Below are 17516 nucleotides of genomic sequence, written 5' to 3' on the forward strand. Positions count from 1 at the left end.
CGTCGGATATGGTTTTCCGCGCCAAGCTGCCAATCCTTGGAACGGCCTTTCGCGCGCGCGGCGAAAAACGAAATAGCGTCTCATATACATCGGCGGGTTTTCTCCTAAGCTTGCAGGCAATGTAACTGCTGATCAGGAGCCTGCGCCGGTGACCACGCCATTTGTCTTTTCGCGACGTTCTGCGCTCGGCGTGCTCGCCGGAAGTCTGGTCGCCGGCGGCGTGCGTGCGGAAACCGGGGCGGGTGAGGGTGCCGATCTCGGCGGCGTCACGCTGCGTGTCGCCTATTACAAGGGCGGCTGGCGTCCGCTGCTGCAGGCCGCCGGCGAGGACAAGACGCCCTACAGGATCGAATGGAAGGAGCTCAACAACGGGGTGCTCCACATCGAGGCCCTGAACGGCGATGCGCTCGACGTTGGTTCGGGCAGCGAGATTCCCGCGATGTTCGCCGCGCGCCAGAACGCCAAGGTGCGCTTCATCGCCGTCACCCATGAGGATCTCAACATCCAGGTCACGGTGGCGGCAAAGGACGCGCCGATCTACTCGATCGCCGACCTCAGGGGAAAGCGCGTCGGCTATGTGCGCGCGACCACGGCGCATTACTTCCTCGCCAAGCAGCTCGAGGAGGCCGGGCTTGCGTTCAGCGATATCGAGGCGATCAATCTGACGCCGTCGGACGGCTACTCGGCGTTCGCCTCCGGCAAGCTCGATGCCTGGGCGATCTATGGCTACAACGGGCAGCTCGCCATCGCCAAGCAAGGCGCGCGGCTGCTCAAGACCGGCGTCGGCTATCTCTCGGGGAATTTCCCGATCTACGCCAATCCGAAGGCGGTCGACGATCCGCTGCGGCGCGCAGCCGTGAGCGATCTGCTGCTGCGGATCCAGCGCGCCTATGCGTTCGCCAACAAGAATTTTCCCCTCTATGCGGCGGCACAAGTGGCCGAAACCCATCTGCCGTTGCAGGACATTCTCGACCAGTTCGCCCGCCGCAGCGACGACTTCTCGCTCGCTGGCGTGAGCCCTGACGTGCCGGAGACCCACCAGAAGGTTGCCGACACCTTCCTCAAGCTCGGCGTGCTCGACGCGCGCGCCGAGGTCGGAAAATTCTGGGATACGAGCTTCAACGACGCGATCGCCGCGGGCGCAGCAAGGCTCGTGCGGAGTGGACGGCCACGGTGAGGATGTAGCCCATATGGGCTAGGTGATGGACGGGCAGGTTCCCGGAGATCGATTCTTCATTCGCAAAATTCCGCTCCACCTGGAACGGCAGATGTTTGCGACCCCAGCTTGACGGCTGGGGCCGCAGGAGGTGTTGTGTGCCTCTGGGGCAATGATCAGAGCACAGCCGCCGAACGGCACACAGACAAGGAAGTTCCAGCATGGCTGCGGCCGGTTGTGCCGTGCTGCCATGCAGAGCGGATAGCTTGCAGGCCGCGCCAGGTCCGTACGATGATGAATCTCGACCGCGTTGAATCGAATGCGGTCAGGTAGACAGCCCCGGCACGCCTTCAACGGTCCCGGGGCCGGTTTTTGTTTGCAGCTGATGATTATCGCCTATGCGGATTGTTGCTCGGAGCTGAAATTGAATCACGACACGTTGGCCAAGCTCACCGTCACCATCATCGTCCTGGTTGCGCTGCTGGTCTGGCGTGTTGCCGACCACAAGAAAGCGATCGCATGCGGGGCAGACTGCCCGACGGACGTGTCGGCGAACCGGAAGCCCGCTCAATAAGGCCAGCTCGTTGATCAATGTCGCCTCGGTGTTGCGCGCAGCGCGCCTCTATCGGCCATCGCGCGGTGCGTATATCGTCGGCCGCCAAACACAAGATCGACCCGCCGCGCCGGGTAACGACGTGAAGTGAGGAAGCGATGTCCGACATGCTGCTGTTTTCGCCGATGACCATCCGCGGCGTCACGCTGAAGAACCGCATCGTGGTGCCGCCGATGCATCAATATTCGGCCGAGAAGGGCTTTCCGACCGACTGGCATCTGATGAATGCCGGCAAGTTCGCCGCCGGCGGCGCCGGTCTGGTGATCGTCGAATCGACCAAGGTCGAGCGGCGCGGCTGCGGCACGATCGGCGATCTCGGCATCTGGGACGACAAGTTCGTCGCGCCGCTCAGCCGTCTCGTCGGCTTCATCAAGCAGCAGAACGCGGTGGCCGGTATCCAGCTCGGCCATTCCGGCCGCAAGGCGCGCGCAAGCCGCCCCTGGGAGGGCGACCGTCCGCTCGAACGCAGCGCTGCAATCGAGGATTGGGACACCTGGACGCCGGTGGCGCCGAGCGCGATCGCCCATAGCGAGCGCTGGCCGGTGCCGCGCGCGCTGGAGACGCAGGAGGTGAAGGACCTCGTCGCGGCCTGGGGACAAGCGGCGCGCCGCGCGCACGAGGCCGGGTTCGAGGTGCTGGAGCTGCACGGCGCCCATGGCTATCTCGTGCACGAATTCCTCTCAGCGCGTTCGAACCAGCGCAGCGATGAATATGGCGGCTCGGAAGCCAACCGGATGCGCTTCCTGATCGAGGTGACGGAGGCCGTGCGCGCGCACTGGCCGGATCACAAGCCGCTGTTCGTGCGGCTGTCGGTCGAGGACAATGCCGGCTGGGGTCCGGAACAGAGCGCGCGGCTGGCTGCGATCCTGAAGCCCAAGGGCGTCGATGTGATCGACTGCTCGTCGGGGGGAATCAGCGAGATGGCGCCGATCCTCGGCAAGGAGATCAAATACAACTATCAGGTGCCGCTGGCGGAATATGTCCGCCGGCACGCCGATATCATGACCATGGCGGTCGGTCTGATCATTCACGGCGATCAGGCCGAGCAGATCCTGCGCGATAAACAAGCAGATTTGATCGCGGTCGGCCGGGAGATCCTCAATAACCCGAACTGGCCGATGGACGCCGCGCTAAAACTCGGGGTTGAAGGGCCATTTCGCCATGTTCCTCCGCAGTTTGGCTATTGGTTGGGCACCAGGGCCAAGCGCGGATTCGGGACCCGGCCGTCGACCTGGCAGAGCGGGTTGCGGGAGGCTGGGCCAGAGGCCGACCGGGAGCTGACTTGAGGCTTACGTGGTGCTGACTAAATGCTGATTTTCGGGCTGACCAGGGCATCGTGACAGGACCGTAATGGTCCAGTGACAAGGCGGCCTTGATCCGACCAAAAAGCCGTTGTGTGGTGCCCCCGTCGGGGTGGGGCAGGTGAACGTTGCGGAACGTGGCCGGCCGATAGCGAAAAAGGATCGCGGATAATGCGCAAACATGTTGGCTTCTTCCTCGGGACGGTTGCGGGAGCGTGTCTCACCCTGCTCGTGGCCTCGCCGCAGGGGGCGCATCTGTTCGCCGTCGCCAATGCCGCCGCGCATGCCGACAACACCTATTCGCAGCTCAACCTGTTCGGCGAGGTGTTCGAGAAGATCAAGACCGACTACGTCGAGAAGCCCGAGGACTCCAAGCTCGTCGAAGGGGCGATCAACGGCATGATCTCCGCGCTCGATCCGCACTCCCGCTACATGAACGAGAAGGGCTGGGCGGAGATGCAGGAGACCACGCATGGCGAGTTCGGCGGGCTCGGCATCGAGGTCACGATGGAGGACGGCTTCGTCAAGGTGGTGGCGCCGATCGACGATACGCCGGCCTCGCGCGCCGGCATCATGTCGGGCGACGTGATCACCTCGATCGACGATGAGCAGATCCAGGGTCTGACGCTCGACCAGGCCGTCAACAAGATGAAGGGTGCGCCCAACAGCTCGATCCGGCTGAAGGTCATCCGCAAGGACGCCGACAAGCCGATCGAGGTCTCGATTGTCAGAGAGATCATCCGCGTCCGCCCGGTGAAGTATCACGTCGAGGGCGGCGACATCGGCTACATCCGCATCACCTCGTTCAACGAGCAGACCACCGAGGGCCTGCGCAAGGCGATCGGCGAGATCCAGAAGCAGGTCCCGCAGGACAAGCTCGACGGCTATGTCGTCGACCTCCGCAACAATCCGGGCGGCCTGCTCGACCAGGCGGTCTCGGTGACCTCGACGCTGATGCAGCGCGGTGAGGTGGTCTCGACCCGCGGCCGCAATCCGGAAGAGACCCAGCGCTTCACCGCCCATGGCGGCGACATGACCAAGGGCAAGCCGCTCGTGGTGCTGATCAATGGCGGCTCGGCTTCGGCCTCCGAGATCGTCGCCGGCGCGCTGCACGACCACAAGCGCGCGACGCTGATCGGCACCCGCTCGTTCGGCAAGGGCTCGGTGCAGACCATCATTCCGCTCGGCGCCGGCAATGGCGCGCTGGCGCTGACCACGGCGCGCTATTTCACCCCGTCGGGCCATTCGATCCAGGCGCTTGGCATCAAGCCCGACATCGAGGTGCTGCAGGACGTGCCGGACGAGTTCAAGACCCGCTCCGAGATCAAGGGCGAAGCCTCGATGCGCGGCCATCTCTCCGCCGAGGGCGCCGAGCAGACCGGCTCGCAATCCTACGTGCCGCCGGACGAGAAGAACGACAAGGCGCTGGCCGCGGCGTTCAACCAGCTGCGCGGTGTCACCGTGAACGCCGACGCCAAGAACGCGGACAAGGCCGCGCAGAAGCGGCCGGTGCCGAACTAGAACCTGACCCATGTAGCCCGGATGGAGCGAAGCGAAATCCGGGAGCGGTCTGCGCGTTTGCAAGGTCCCCGGATTGCGCGGAGCCTGTCATCGGGCGCGCGTTTGCGCGACCCGTTCGCTCCATCCGGGCTACGCAGCCGCCAAAATATCGAAAACAACCCCATGCAAAGTAGCCGGTGGTGGCCGGCGCTCGACCAGGCAATTTGACACGTCGGGCAATTTCAGGGTATTCTTCCAATATTCCGAAATTGTACAGGCGCCCGCTTCGGGCTCGCGACGTCCGGAAAGCCTTACGCCGCGCCGGCGACAGGCCTCCGCCGGCGCGCGGCGGTCGGACCCGCAGCAGGGCCACGGCGATGGCCGGCCAGGAGCTCGCGGATCTGGACGGCCGGCTTCGGCGGGCTGAACAGATAGCCCTGCATTTCCGAACAGCCGAGCTCGCGCAGCAATTGCTGCTGCTGTGCGGTCTCGACGCCTTCCGCCGTCGTGGTCATGTTGCGCTCGGCGGCGATGTTGACGACGGCCTCGACGATGCCGGCCGAACCTTGCGGATCGGCGATATCGGTGACGAAGCAGCGGTCGATCTTGATCTTGTCGAACGGGAAGCGCTTCAAATAGCTCAGCGACGAATAGCCGGTGCCGAAATCGTCGAGCGCGATCCTGATGCCGATGGCGCGGAGCTGGTGCAGCGCGGCCAGCGCCGTCTCGTCGTCGCGGATCAGCACCGCCTCGGTGATCTCGAGCTCCAGCCGGCCCGCCGACAGGCCCGATGCCGCCAGCGCTGCGATCACCTTGAGCGCCAGTGTGCCGGTCCGGAACTGGACCGGCGAGACGTTGACCGCGAGCTTGATGTGATCGGGCCAGTTCACCGCTTCCTTGCAGGCCGTCATCAGCACCCATTCGCCGAGCTGGTTGATCAGGCCGGTCTCCTCGGCGATCGGCACGAAGTCGGCCGGCGAGATCATGCCGCGCACCGGATGGCGCCAGCGCACCAGCGCCTCGCAGCCGGTGATCTCGTTGCTGCGCAGGTCGACGCAGGGCTGGTAATAGACTTCGAGCCCGCTGCCCGCGGCGATGGTCTGCCGCAGCTCCACCTCGAGCTCGCGGCGGGCGCGGGCATCGGCGTCCATCGCTGGTTCGAAGAACCGCGAGACACGCCGGCCGGCTGACTTCGCCGCATACATCGCAAGGTCGGCGTTCTTCAAGATCTGGTCGAGATCGGTGCCGTCCTTCGGCGCCAGCGCAATGCCGATGCTGGCATCGGTCGTGACCTGGTGGCCAAGGCATTGATAGGGCGAGCGGATCACCTCGTAGATGCGCGCGACGAGGTCGGTGACCTCGACCTCGCTCTTCACGCCGGTCTGCACGATCGCGAATTCGTCGCCGCCGAGCCGGGCGACGAAATCGCCGTCGCCGATCACGCCGGATAGCGTCCGCGCAACGGACTTGAGCAGCTCATCGCCGACCATGTGGCCGAGCGAGTCGTTGACGCCCTTGAATTCGTCGATATCGATATAGAGCACCGCGAGCTGGCTATCGGGGGTGACATGCGGCAGCTCGCGCTTGATCTCCTCGTGGAACAGCGCGCGGTTCGGCAGGTCGGTGAGCGCATCGTAGTGGGCAAGATGCGTGATGCGCTCCTCGGCGCGGCGGCGCTCGGTGACGTCCTCGTGGGTCGCAAGCCAGCCGCCATCGGCCAGCGGCTCGTTGACGACCTGGATCGAGCGCCCGTCGGGCGTCGCGATCACCATGGTGTTGCGGATGCCGACGTCGCGCAGCACGAGGTTGACGTAGCGCTCGACGTCGCCCTGGAACGAACCGGTCAGGTGGCGATGCACGATGACGTCGCGGAAGGTGCAGCCGGGCCGGATGACGTCGGCGGACAATCCGTACATCTCGATATAGCGCTTGTTGCAGATCACCAGCCGCTGCGCGGCATCGAACAGCAACAGCCCCTGCGTCATGTTGTTGACGGCGGTGTCGAGCCGGAGCTTCTCCAGCGTCAGGCGCTGCTGCTGGGTGCGATGCTGCTGCAACAGCTTGCGCACCACGAGCGTCAGCAGGATCGCGATCGCAAGCACCGATGCTGCGGTGACCGCGATCAGCATGCCGATCTGCTCGCGCCAGTTGGCGAGCGCCGCTTCCGTGGTGGTCGTGGCGACGACGACGATCGGGAATTTGGTGAGCGCCCGCGACGACACCAGGCGGTCCTTGCCGTCGACCGGGCTGGTCAGCCGCGAGGTGGTCTGCGGCAGCTCGAACACCTGCTGCTGATTGGCCGGGCCGGTGCGGAAGTTCTTCCCGATCATCTCCTCGACATGGGGATAGCGCGCCAGCAGCGTGCCGTCGCGATGATGCATCGAGATCGCGGCGCCTTCGCCGAGCGCAACGGTCGAGAAGAATTTCTCGAAGGTCGCGGGCTCGATGCCGCGCCCGACCACGCCGAGGAAGTCGCCGCGTGGGCCCGTGACCTTGCGGACGATCGCGGTGGTCCAGTTTCCGCTGACGCGGCTGACCACCGGCGCGACCATCATGTCGGGCGAGTAGGGGCTGGATTTGAAGATATTGAAGTAGTCGCGATCGGCGATGGAGGCCTGTGGCAGCGGCCAGGCGCCTGAGCTGTTGATCAGCACGCCGTCGGCGTCGAACACGTTGAGGCTGCCGACATTGGACAGCGCGTCCATCTTGGACTTGAGCATCGCATGGATGTCGGCGGCGGACATCCGGCGCTTGTAATTCTCCGGGGTCGCGATCCCGTTGTCGCGCATGAACGCAATCAGGTCGCGTTGGACCACCTCGAGATCGTCGAGCTGCTGGTCGAAATGCCGTGCCAGCAGCAGCACGGTGTTCTCGAGTTCGCGCTCGCTGTTGTGCAGGGCGCGCTCGCGGAAATTCTCAGCCATCAGGGTGGCGCCGATCGCGATCGCGGCCATCAGCACGGCGCCGCCAAGGATCAGCCAGCGGATCGGACCACTGCCGATCACCGAGGTGACGTTGAACGAGGCGCTGCCGTTTTGATTCATCAATCGCTTCCAAGCGTTTCACCCGGAAGTAGCTTTCGCGCACCGCCGGCCCGCGAAAGTCGTATCCAAACGAGATGGAGCGCGGGTTAGCGAGATTGGTTAACGAATGGTTGCGCGTCTTCGCGAAAGGCCATCCCTGCGCATCGGCCGCGATCACTCGGCTGCGCGATAATGCCCGGACTTGCCGCCGATCTTCTCGACCAGGTGAATGCCTTCGATGCGGATGCCACGGTCGACCGCCTTGACCATGTCGTAGATCGTCAGGCAGGCGACCGAAACCGCGGTCAGCGCCTCCATCTCGACGCCGGTCGGCCCCGTCACCTTGACGCTGGCGCGGACGATGCAGCCGGGCAGCTTGCCGTCGGTTGCGATATCGATCGTGACCTTGGTCAGCGCCAGCGGATGGCAAAGCGGAATCAATTCCGAGGTCCGCTTCGCCGCCATGATGCCGGCGATCCGAGCAGTCGCCAGCACGTCGCCCTTCTTGGCCTGGCCGGACTCGATCAGCGCCAGCGTTGTCTTGCTCATCAGGACGCGGCCTTCGGCGACCGCGGTCCGCTCAGTGGCGGGCTTGGCCGAGACGTCGACCATGCGCGCCTCGCCCTTGGCGTCGATATGGGTGAGGGCGGCGACGGGTCCCTTCGATCCGGCTTTGGCCTTGCGCGCCATCGCGTCAGCGCGTGCCTGTGGCGCGCGGTGCCGTCTGCCGCGTCAGCAAGGCGCGGGTGGCCGCGGTGACGTCCTGCTGGCGCATCAGGCTCTCGCCGACCAAGAAGGTCGACATTCCGACGCGCTCGAGGCGGGCCAGATCGTCGGGCGTGAAGATGCCGCTCTCGCCGACCATCAGGCGGTCGGCGGGGATCAGCGGCGCCAGCGCCTCGCTGGTCGCAAGCGTGGTCTCGAAGGTGCGCAGATTGCGGTTGTTGACGCCGATCATCGGCGAGCGAAGTTTTAGGGCACGGTCGAGCTCGGCGCGGTCGTGGATCTCGATCAGCACGTCCATGCCGTAGCCGAGTGCCGCGTCCTCGATGTCCTTGGCCGCGGCATCGTCGAGCGCGGCCATGATGATCAGGATGCAGTCGGCGCCGTGGGCGCGCGCTTCCGCCACCTGATAGGTGTCGAACATGAAATCCTTGCGCAGCACCGGCAGATTGGTTGCCGCGCGGGCCGCGACCATGAAGTCGAGATGGCCCTGGAACGAGGGCGCATCCGTCAGCACCGACAGGCACGCCGCGCCGCCCGCCTCATAGGCTTTCGCGAGCGCGGGCGGATCGAAGTCGGCCCGGATCAGCCCCTTCGAGGGCGAGGCCTTCTTCACTTCCGCGATCAGGGCGTAGTCGCCGCGTGCATGCTTGTCCTTGAGGGCGCGGACGAAGCCGCGTGGAGCTGAGGCCGCTTTCGCCTGCGCCTCGACCTCGGCGAGCGGACGGGCGCGCTTCGCGGCGGCGATCTCCTCGCGCTTGTAAGCCTCGATCTTGGTCAGGATGTCGGACATGTCCCGCGCTCTCAGCCGTTGGAAACCGCGACAAGATGCTTCAGCCGCGCCGCGGCCGCGCCGCTGTCGAGCGACTGGGCGCCGATCGCCACGCCTTCCTTCAAATCCTTGGCGCGGCCGGCCACGATCAGGGCGGCCGCCGCATTGAGCAGCGCGACGTCGCGATAGGCGCTTGGCTTGCCAGCAAGCACGCTCGACAGCGCGATCGCATTGGCATCGGCATCGCCGCCCTTCAGCGCCTCGCCGCCGACGCGGCCGAGGCCCGCATCTTCCGGCGTCACCTCGGATGTCCTGATCTCGCCGTTCTCGAGCGTTGCAACGAAGGTCGGGCCGGTGAGGGTGATCTCGTCGAGGCCATCGGAGCCGTGCACGACCCAGACCTTGTCGGAGCCGAGGTTCTTCAGCACCTGCGCCAGCGGCTGCACCCATTGCCGCGAGAACACGCCGACCATCTGCCGCTTGACGCCGGCCGGGTTCGACAGCGGCCCGAGCAGGTTGAAGATGGTGCGGGTGGCGAGTTCGACCCGGGTCGGGCCGACGTTCTTCATTGCCGGATGATGCGAAGGCGCGAACATGAAGCCGATGCCGGCTTCCTTGACGCAGCGCCCGACTTGCGCGGGCGTCAGGTCGAGTTTGACGCCGAGCGCGGCCAGTACGTCGGCGGCGCCCGAGCGCGACGACAGTGCGCGGTTGCCATGCTTGGCAACGGGCACGCCGGCGCCGGCCACGATGAAGGCGGCGCAGGTCGAGACGTTGACCGAGCCGGAGCCGTCGCCGCCGGTGCCGACGATGTCGACGGCCTCCGCCGGTGCGGTAACGCGCAGCATCTTGCCGCGCATCGCGCTGACCGCGCCGGTGATCTCCTCGACGGTCTCGCCGCGCACCCGCAGCGCCATCAACAGCCCGCCCATCTGCGAGGGCGTGGCTTCGCCCGACATCATGCTGTCGAAGGCGGACGCCGCCTCTTCACGCGTCAGCGTGGCGCCGGTGGCGACTTTTCCGATGATCGATTTCAGGTCGTCCATTCGCTGGCTCAGGGTCTGTTGTTGGAGCTTGGTCGGCGCGCAGCGCGTCGCCGCGCTGTTCCGATCATGCTCAATTATTTGCGCCTGTCACCTGTGCGAAGGCTGCCTGGTTGACGGTCACACCGATGTCGGTCTCGATCTTCGCGACATATTGCGCGACCTGCTCGTCGCTGAGCGAGCGCCGCAGCGCCTCGGAGAGCTGCTTGACCTCGTTGGAGGCGAAGTCGACCGGGGGCACCGTCACATCGGTGACGCGGAACACCACCCACTGGCTGCCGCCGGCCGCGGAGGTCTGTCCGTCGCCGTCCTTGGCGGTGCGGAATGCGGCCGCGATCACGCCGGCCGGCACGTTGGGCAGCGTGGCCTCGCGGCGGAAGTTCGCAGCGGTCTCGACCTTGACGCCGGCCGCCGTGGCCTCGTCGGCGAGCTTGGCGCCGCTGTCGAGCTTCTGGACCATCTCGGTCGCCTTGGCGCGCAGCTTGGCGGAGATCTGGTCCTCGCGCCACTTGGCCTCGACCTGGTCGCGGACCTCGTCGAGGGTGCGCTCGCGCGACGGCGTGATGCCTGTTACGTCGTACCAGACATAGCCGTTGTTGAACTGGATCGGGTCGTTGTCGACGCCGACGTCGCTGTTGAAGGCCTGCGACACCACGTCGAGGCCGCGCGGGATGTTTGACGCGACCTGGCCGTTCGGCAGACGCCCCGAGCGATCGATCGCGTCGATGGTGACGGCGGTCAATTTCAGCTTCTGCGCAGCGTCGATCACGCTGGAGCCGCCGCCGCGCTCGTCTTCCATCTTGTCGCGGAGCTCGGCGACCTTGGCGCGGGCGCGCTCGGTCGCGATCTCGTTCTTCACCTGCTGCGCAAGGCCCTCATAGGTCGGGGTCACGCCGGGCTCGATCTTGCCGACCTTGACCAGCGCCACGCCGAAGCGGCCCTGGACCGGCTGGCTGACTTCACCGGCGGGCAGGGAGAAGGCGGCGTCGCCGACGGCCGGATCGAGGATCGCAGACTTCGCGACCAGGCCGAGATTGACGTCGGCGGGATTGAGCTTGCGCTCCTTGGCGATGTCGTCGAACGAGGCGCCAGAAGTGATGCGGGCGCGGGCGGCCTGCGCCTCACCGGCGTCCGGAAACACAATCTGCGAGACCTCGCGCTTCTCCGGCGTGCTGAGCCGGTCCTTGCGCTCCTCGAAGATCTTCTTGGCATCCTCGTCGGACACGGTCTCCCACTTGCCGATTTCCTCCGGCGTGATCGCGACGAAGGCGATCTTGCGGTACTCGGGCGCGCGGAACTGGACCTTGTGGTCCTCGAAATAGGCGGCGAGCGCCTCGGGCGAGGGCGGATCGATGGTGCCGGCCTGCGCGGCGCCGAGCGTGACGTAGTCGATCGAGCGCTGCTCGTTCTGGAAACGGGTCAGCGCCTCGATCATCGATTTGGTCGGCTCGATCCCGGACGAGATGGTGCCGGCGATCTGCCGCCGCAGGCCGACGCGGCGCTGCTCGGCGATGTAGCGGCCCTCGGTGTAGCCGAAGTTGCGGATCACGGACTGGAAGCGCTGCGGATCGAACTGGCCGTTGAGGCCCTTGAAGTTCGGGTCGTTGTAGATCGTGCGCAGCACCTCGGCATCGGACTGGTTGAGGCCCATGCGGCGCGCTTCCTCGTCCAGCGCGGCTTCCGCAAGCGTCTGCTGCAGCACCTGGCGGTCAATCCCGAAGGCGCGCGCCTGGTCCGGGGTCAGCGGACGGCCGAACTGGCGGCCAAGCTGCTGCAGGCGGTCGGTATAGATCTGGCGGAACTGCTCGGCCGAAATCTCGGTCCCGCCCACCTTGGCGAAGGTCGACTGGCCAAACCCCTTGAAGATGTCGGCAATGCCCCAAATTCCGAAACTGACGATCAAAACGCCCATCACGACGGCCATAATCGTCTTGCCGAGCCAGTTTGATGAGGCTTTCCGCATTCCTCGAAGCATGGGTCCAACTTGTTTTACAGGAGGGGAACCGGGTCGTACCCAAGTGGGACTAAAAGTCGGGACTTTTTGTCCGGCAGCGGGGCGTCACCGAATTGAAAACGCTTATAAAGTGGCTCGTGTCCCCCCGCAACCTCGGGCGCGCGGGCGGAAGCGTCGCACGGCAGGCGCGAAGCCGTGCTCTGGAAGTCGCCGCCCGGCTCTGATAGCGCAGGGGCACGCTTGAATGATGGGAAATCCGACATGACCGACGCCATCCGGCCGCTGATCGCCGGCAACTGGAAAATGAACGGCCTGAAATCCTCCTTTGCCGAGTTCGACGCGATGCTGGCCGGCGCCGGCGATGTCGCCGGGAAGGCCGATCTCTTGGTCTGTCCGCCGGCGACATTGGTCGGGGCCTTTGCCGACAAGGCGCGCGGCTCGAAGGTCGCCGTCGGCGCCCAGGATTGCCATCCGAAGGCGTCGGGCGCCCACACCGGCGACCTCTCGGCGGAAATGTTTAGGGATCTCGGCGCGGTCGCCATCATCGTCGGCCACTCCGAGCGGCGCGCCGACCATGGCGAGACCGACGCGTTGATTCGGCAGAAGGCGGAGGCGGTCTGGCGCGCTGGACTGACCGCGATCGTCTGCATCGGCGAGACGCGCGAGCAGCGCGACGCCGGCAAGACGCTCGACGTCTGCGGCACCCAGCTTGCGGGCTCGCTGCCCGACGGCTCGACCGCGGCCAATCTGGTGGTGGCCTATGAACCGGTCTGGGCGATCGGCACCGGCCTGACCCCGACCGCCAAAGATGTCGAGGAAGTTCACAGGTTTATCCGGGGTCAGCTCACCGATCGCTTCAAGGGCGAGGGAAACCGGATCAGGATCCTCTATGGCGGCTCGGTGAAGCCGTCGAACGCCGCGGAGCTGATGGCCGTCGCCAATGTCAACGGCGCGCTGGTCGGCGGCGCCAGCCTGAAGGCGTCCGACTTTTTGGCGATCGCTGCGGGCTGTTAGGGCGGGCCGCCGAGTTCTCACACCGTCATCCCCGCGCAAAGGCGAAGCCTTTGTCGCTGGAGGAGCGCGCTCTTGCGCGCGTCTCGAAGGATCGACGGCCCGGCTGGTGGCCGTCGACCCTTCGAGACGCGCTACGCGCTCCTCAGGGTGACGGATTGGGCGCCGCGCCGATCCGCTTCCAGTAAATCATCGTCCCGGTGAGGCCGCCATGCGGCTTCAGCGCGTAGTCCGGGATGATGCCGCTGAGCTGAAAGCCCTGCTTCTCGTAAAGCGGCGCGGCGCCGTCGTCGACGGCGGTGTCGAGCACCAGCAGCGTGCGCCCGTGCGCGATCGCCAGCTGCTCGGCGGCGCGCAGCAATGCGGTCGCCACGCCGCGGTTGCGGTGGCTCACGCGCGTCATCATCTTGGCGATCTCGGCGCGGTGCGGCTGGTTCGGCGGCAGCTTCAGCAGCAGCGTCACGGTGCCGATCAGGCTGTCGCGGTCGAACGCGCCGAGCACTACTCGCTCGCCGCGCGCAGCCGCGCCAAGCGAATCCTGCCAGAATGCCTTCGCGTCATTTATCGGCAGCGGATGCATGAAGCTCACCGAGCCGCCGCTCGCGACGGTCTCGACCAGCAGCGCGCCGAGCGCGTTGCGCAGATCCGGCCCGTCCTCGAGCGACTTGATGTCGAAGTGCGGCATGCGTCAGCTCCGGGCCAGGGCGACCACGTAGGTGCAGCCGGCGTTGGTTTCGTTGGCGAAGGTGGTCTCAGCGGGTGGGCCGAAGCCGAGGCAATCGCCGGCGCCGAGCACATAGCGCGCGCCGCCCTCGGTGATGACGAGGCTGCCGCTCAGCACCCAGACCAGTTGGCGGATATGGGCGTAGGACGAGGCGGGCAGGGTCACGGATTGCTTCGGCGGCATGTCCACCCGCACCAGTTCGACCGGATGATCGGGGCGGCTGAACACCTGGCGGCGCAGATAGCCGGTTTCCGGATCGCTCCAGATTGGCTGCGTGGCGGCGCGCGACAGCTGCTCGCCCTGGCCCTCGGCGCGCAACATCAGCCCGGCCAGAGTGAGGTCGAAGGCCGAGGCGAGGCGCACCAGCACGACCGCGGTCGGGCTGACCTCGGCGCGCTCGATCTTGCTGATCGTCGCCTTCGAGACGCCGGAGCGTTCGGCGAGCTCGGCCAGTGACCAGCCCCGGCCGTCGCGCTCCAGCCTGATCCGCTGCGCCAGGCGTTGGCTCAGATCGTCTACCAAAGTATCCATACGTCTATTATAATGGAAATAGCCGATTCCGATCAAGCCTCGGGCTGATGCCATCGGCACCGCTTGAGATGTCCGCCATTGCGACTATCTCGGGGGTGACAATGCCCGGTCCAATCGTGTAACAGGGCGCGACTTCACGAAAAACCGCAAAGCCGATAGCGCCGTTTGTCTGGCCGCTTGGCGGCTTGTGACGGAAGGCTTGCGATGCAGACTGTCGTTATCATTATCCATCTCATGATCGTCGCCGTCATGATCGGCGCTGTGCTGTTGCAGAAATCCGAAGGCGGTGGCCTTGGCATGGGCGGCGGCGCCGGCTTCATGTCGAGCCGCGGCACCGCGAATCTGTTGTCGCGGACCACCGCGATCCTCGCGGCCGGCTTCTTCCTCACGAGCCTGTTTCTGTCCTGGTATGCGGGCTACGACCGCAAGCCGAGCTCGATCATCGGCACCGGCGCACCGGCGCAGACCCAGCCGGCCAGCGGCGCGCCGATCACTGCACCGACCTCCGGCGGCATCCTCGATTCGCTGAAGAAGACCGACGAGCAGCAGGGGCAGCAGGCTCCGAGCGGCCCGCAGGCACCACGGTCGCAATAAAGCAGGGGCGCCATGCAGGATGCAGCGCTGGCATCCTGCATCCAAAATCCCCATTAATGCTCTGAAATCGCTCTCAGTTTAACGTAACCCACAGCCCGGTGATTTGTTTGCCGGGAACAGCCGATTCGTTTTGCGAATCGCAGGAAGCGGCTTAAAGGTAAAGTCCCATGGCGCGGTACATATTCATCACCGGCGGCGTGGTCTCCTCGCTCGGCAAGGGTCTGGCTTCAGCGGCGCTCGGCGCTTTGCTGCAGGCTAGGGGCTACAAAGTCCGCCTTCGCAAGCTCGATCCTTATCTCAACCTCGATCCCGGGACGATGTCGCCGTATCAGCACGGCGAAGTGTTCGTCACCGACGACGGCGCCGAGACCGATCTCGATCTCGGCCATTACGAGCGTTTCACCGGTCGTCCGGCCACCAAGGCCGACAACATCACGACCGGGCGGATCTACCAGGACATCATCACCAAGGAGCGCCGCGGCGATTATCTCGGCGCCACCATCCAGGTGGTCCCGCACGTCACCAACGCGATCAAGGAATTCGTGCTGTCGGGCAACGACGAGTACGATTTCGTGCTGGTCGAGATCGGCGGCACGGTCGGTGACATCGAGGGCCTGCCGTTCTTCGAGGCGATCCGCCAGCTCAAGAACGAGCTGCCGCGCGAGCACGCCGTCTACATTCACCTGACGCTTTTGCCGTACATTCCAAGTGCCGGCGAGCTCAAGACAAAGCCGACGCAGCACTCGGTCAAGGAGCTGCGCTCGATCGGCATCCAGCCGGACATCCTGCTGTGCCGCACCGACCGTGAAATCCCGAAGGAAGAGCGGCGCAAGCTCGGCCTGTTCTGTAACGTGCGCGAGAGCGCCGTGATCGAGGCGCGCGACGTCGACAACATCTACGCCGTGCCGGAGGCCTATCACGCCGCCGGCCTCGACGACGAGGTGCTGGCCGCGTTCGGCATCACGGCGAAGATTCCGCCGGCGCTGCAGAGCTGGAACGTCATCAACGAGCGCGTCCGCAATCCGGAAGGCGCGGTGACGATCGCGATCGTCGGCAAGTACACCGGCATGAAGGACGCCTACAAATCGCTGATCGAGGCGCTCTCGCATGGCGGCATCGCCAACAAGGTGAAGGTCAATCTCGACTGGATCGAGAGCGAGGTGTTCGAGAACGAGGACCCGGCGCCGTTCCTCGAGCACGTCAACGGCATTCTGGTGCCCGGCGGCTTCGGCCAGCGCGGCGCCGAGGGCAAGATCCGCGCGGCGCAATTCGCGCGCGAGCGTGACGTGCCGTATTTCGGCATCTGCTTCGGCATGCAGATGGCCGTGATCGAGGCGGCGCGCAATCTGGTCGGCATCGAGGAGGCGAACTCGACCGAGTTCGGTCCGACCAAGGAGCCGCTGGTCGGCCTGATGACGGAATGGCTGCGCGGCAACGAGCTCGAGAAGCGCTCGCAGAGCGGCGACCTCGGCGGCACCATGCGGCTCGGGGCCTATCCCGCGGCGCTGAACCGCGGCAGCCGCGTCTCACAGGTCTATGGCGGCGCGACCGAGATCTCAGAGCGTCATCGCCATCGCTACGAGGTCAACACCGCTTACAAGGATCGCCTCGAGCAGCACGGTTTGCGCTTCTCAGGCATGTCGCCCGACGGCGTGCTGCCCGAGATTGTCGAATACGAGGACCATCCCTGGTTCATCGGCGTCCAGTTCCACCCCGAGCTGAAGTCGCGGCCGTTCGAGCCGCACCCGCTGTTTGCGTCGTTCATCGAGGCGGCAGCGAAGCAGAGCCGGCTGATGTAAGCCGCCGTCAGCTGCGCCGTTACACGACGGCGCAGTCCTTGCTGGCGCGGCGTTCCTTCTTGATCGGTGAGACGCCTGCATCGGCCGCAGGGGTGACGTCGCGCGTGATGAGCTTGTATTGCGGGCGTCGCGTCAGCCGGTAGACCGCGGCGGGCGGCACGTTGAGGATGGCGCGATCGACCAGCGTGGCGCGCAGACCGAGCCGGTCGAGGATCGGCCGCGGCACCGGGCAGCGCATCCCGTAGGTGAATTGGTAGAACGCGCCATTGGGACGCATGTAGCTGAATGCGCCGCTGACGATCGAGATCACCTTGCGCGGCGACATGTTGAGCAGCGGCAGTCCGCTGACGACGGCGCCGACCGGCGCGCCCTCGTACAGCCGTTCCGAGGCCAGCCGCGCGGCGTCCATCCACAGCACGCGCGCGCCGGGAAAGCGGAGCTGCAGCAGCCGCATGAAATCCGAACCGTATTCGATCAGCGTGAGATCCTGCTGGCGCACACCGCGCTTCAGCAGCTGATAGGTGAAGGCGCCCGTTCCAGGGCCGAGCTCCAGCACCGGACCGGTGTTGGCGCTGATGTCGCGCGTGATCAGTTCGGCGAGCGCGGTGCCCGAGGGCGCGATGGCGCCGACGCGGCCGGGGGCTGCCATCCACGCCGTGAAGAAAGACAGGAGATCATGTGACATTGGGATTCCCAGCAAGGTGTCGCCGCGCCTCGACTCGATTGCGCGGCGCGTTCTCTTCTTTGCGGGGCCTGCATTGCGACAACATTG

Annotated in this window: 15 protein-coding genes; 7 read left to right on the forward strand and 8 right to left on the reverse strand. The window is 65.8% G+C overall.

The genetic code is table 11. From position 1 onward, the window contains the following. Positions 1-148 precede the first annotated feature (148 nt). The 4 genes from AAFG07_RS20985 to AAFG07_RS21000 all read left to right on the forward strand — a co-directional run bounded on the left by AAFG07_RS20985 (position 149) and on the right by AAFG07_RS21000 (position 4591). On the forward strand, positions 149-1177 hold the full coding sequence (locus AAFG07_RS20985; RefSeq protein ID WP_342728899.1) for an ABC transporter substrate-binding protein: 1029 nt from the start codon (positions 149-151) through the stop codon (positions 1175-1177). Between the two features lie 364 nt (positions 1178-1541). After that, the gene (locus AAFG07_RS20990) at positions 1542-1730 is read left to right on the forward strand and encodes a hypothetical protein (protein ID WP_342728900.1); all 189 of its coding nucleotides are present in this window, start codon (positions 1542-1544) and stop codon (positions 1728-1730) included. 137 nt (positions 1731-1867) lie between these two features. Further along, on the forward strand, positions 1868-3055 hold the full coding sequence (locus AAFG07_RS20995; RefSeq protein WP_342728901.1) for an NADH:flavin oxidoreductase/NADH oxidase: 1188 nt from the start codon (positions 1868-1870) through the stop codon (positions 3053-3055). A 186-nt stretch (positions 3056-3241) separates the two neighbouring features. Beyond that, complete coding sequence (locus AAFG07_RS21000) at positions 3242-4591, forward strand: S41 family peptidase (protein ID WP_342728902.1); 1350 nt, start codon at positions 3242-3244, stop codon at positions 4589-4591. Positions 4592-4881: 290 nt separating this feature from the next. Here the strand turns inward: AAFG07_RS21000 and AAFG07_RS21005 are convergent, their stop codons facing one another. The 5 genes from AAFG07_RS21005 to AAFG07_RS21025 form a co-directional block, all read right to left on the reverse strand. Next, positions 4882-7614 carry an EAL domain-containing protein gene (locus AAFG07_RS21005; RefSeq protein WP_342728903.1) on the reverse strand — a complete coding sequence of 911 codons (2733 nt, stop codon included), beginning with the start codon at positions 7612-7614 and terminating at the stop codon, positions 4882-4884. A gap of 153 nt (positions 7615-7767) precedes the next feature. Continuing rightward, a complete protein-coding gene (gene moaC / locus AAFG07_RS21010) occupies positions 7768-8283 on the reverse strand; it encodes a cyclic pyranopterin monophosphate synthase MoaC (protein WP_342728904.1) in 516 nt (171 codons plus the stop codon). Between the two features lie 4 nt (positions 8284-8287). After that, positions 8288-9109 carry an indole-3-glycerol phosphate synthase TrpC gene (gene trpC / locus AAFG07_RS21015; RefSeq protein ID WP_342728905.1) on the reverse strand — a complete coding sequence of 274 codons (822 nt, stop codon included), beginning with the start codon at positions 9107-9109 and terminating at the stop codon, positions 8288-8290. 11 nt (positions 9110-9120) lie between these two features. Continuing rightward, positions 9121-10134: an anthranilate phosphoribosyltransferase gene (trpD, locus tag AAFG07_RS21020; RefSeq protein ID WP_342728906.1), complete on the reverse strand. Its 1014-nt coding sequence runs from the start codon at positions 10132-10134 to the stop codon at positions 9121-9123. Positions 10135-10204: 70 nt separating this feature from the next. After that, positions 10205-12106 (reverse strand): SurA N-terminal domain-containing protein, encoded by a 1902-nt coding sequence (locus AAFG07_RS21025; protein WP_342728907.1) that lies wholly within the window; start codon positions 12104-12106, stop codon positions 10205-10207. A gap of 240 nt (positions 12107-12346) precedes the next feature. Between AAFG07_RS21025 and tpiA the strand changes: the two genes are divergently transcribed. Further along, entirely contained in the window at positions 12347-13099 is a 753-nt protein-coding gene (gene tpiA / locus AAFG07_RS21030; RefSeq protein ID WP_253590179.1) for a triose-phosphate isomerase, read from the forward strand. Positions 13100-13241: 142 nt separating this feature from the next. On the opposite strand, the gene AAFG07_RS21035 is transcribed toward tpiA, so the two are convergent. Beyond that, complete coding sequence (locus AAFG07_RS21035; protein WP_342728908.1) at positions 13242-13781, reverse strand: GNAT family N-acetyltransferase; 540 nt, start codon at positions 13779-13781, stop codon at positions 13242-13244. Between the two features lie 3 nt (positions 13782-13784). Next, entirely contained in the window at positions 13785-14351 is a 567-nt protein-coding gene (locus tag AAFG07_RS21040; RefSeq protein ID WP_342728909.1) for an XRE family transcriptional regulator, read from the reverse strand. A 204-nt stretch (positions 14352-14555) separates the two neighbouring features. On the opposite strand from AAFG07_RS21040, the gene secG reads away from it, so the two are divergent. Both secG and AAFG07_RS21050 read left to right on the forward strand, forming a co-directional pair. Next, positions 14556-14945 (forward strand): preprotein translocase subunit SecG, encoded by a 390-nt coding sequence (gene secG / locus AAFG07_RS21045; protein ID WP_092114570.1) that lies wholly within the window; start codon positions 14556-14558, stop codon positions 14943-14945. 167 nt (positions 14946-15112) lie between these two features. Next, positions 15113-16744 carry a CTP synthase gene (locus AAFG07_RS21050; RefSeq protein WP_097676323.1) on the forward strand — a complete coding sequence of 544 codons (1632 nt, stop codon included), beginning with the start codon at positions 15113-15115 and terminating at the stop codon, positions 16742-16744. A 19-nt stretch (positions 16745-16763) separates the two neighbouring features. On the opposite strand, the gene AAFG07_RS21055 is transcribed toward AAFG07_RS21050, so the two are convergent. Further along, entirely contained in the window at positions 16764-17429 is a 666-nt protein-coding gene (locus tag AAFG07_RS21055; protein WP_342728910.1) for an SAM-dependent methyltransferase, read from the reverse strand. Between the last annotated feature and the right edge of the window lie 87 nt (positions 17430-17516).

This window comes from Bradyrhizobium sp. B097 (assembly GCF_038957035.1).
GTDB lineage: Bacteria > Pseudomonadota > Alphaproteobacteria > Rhizobiales > Xanthobacteraceae > Bradyrhizobium.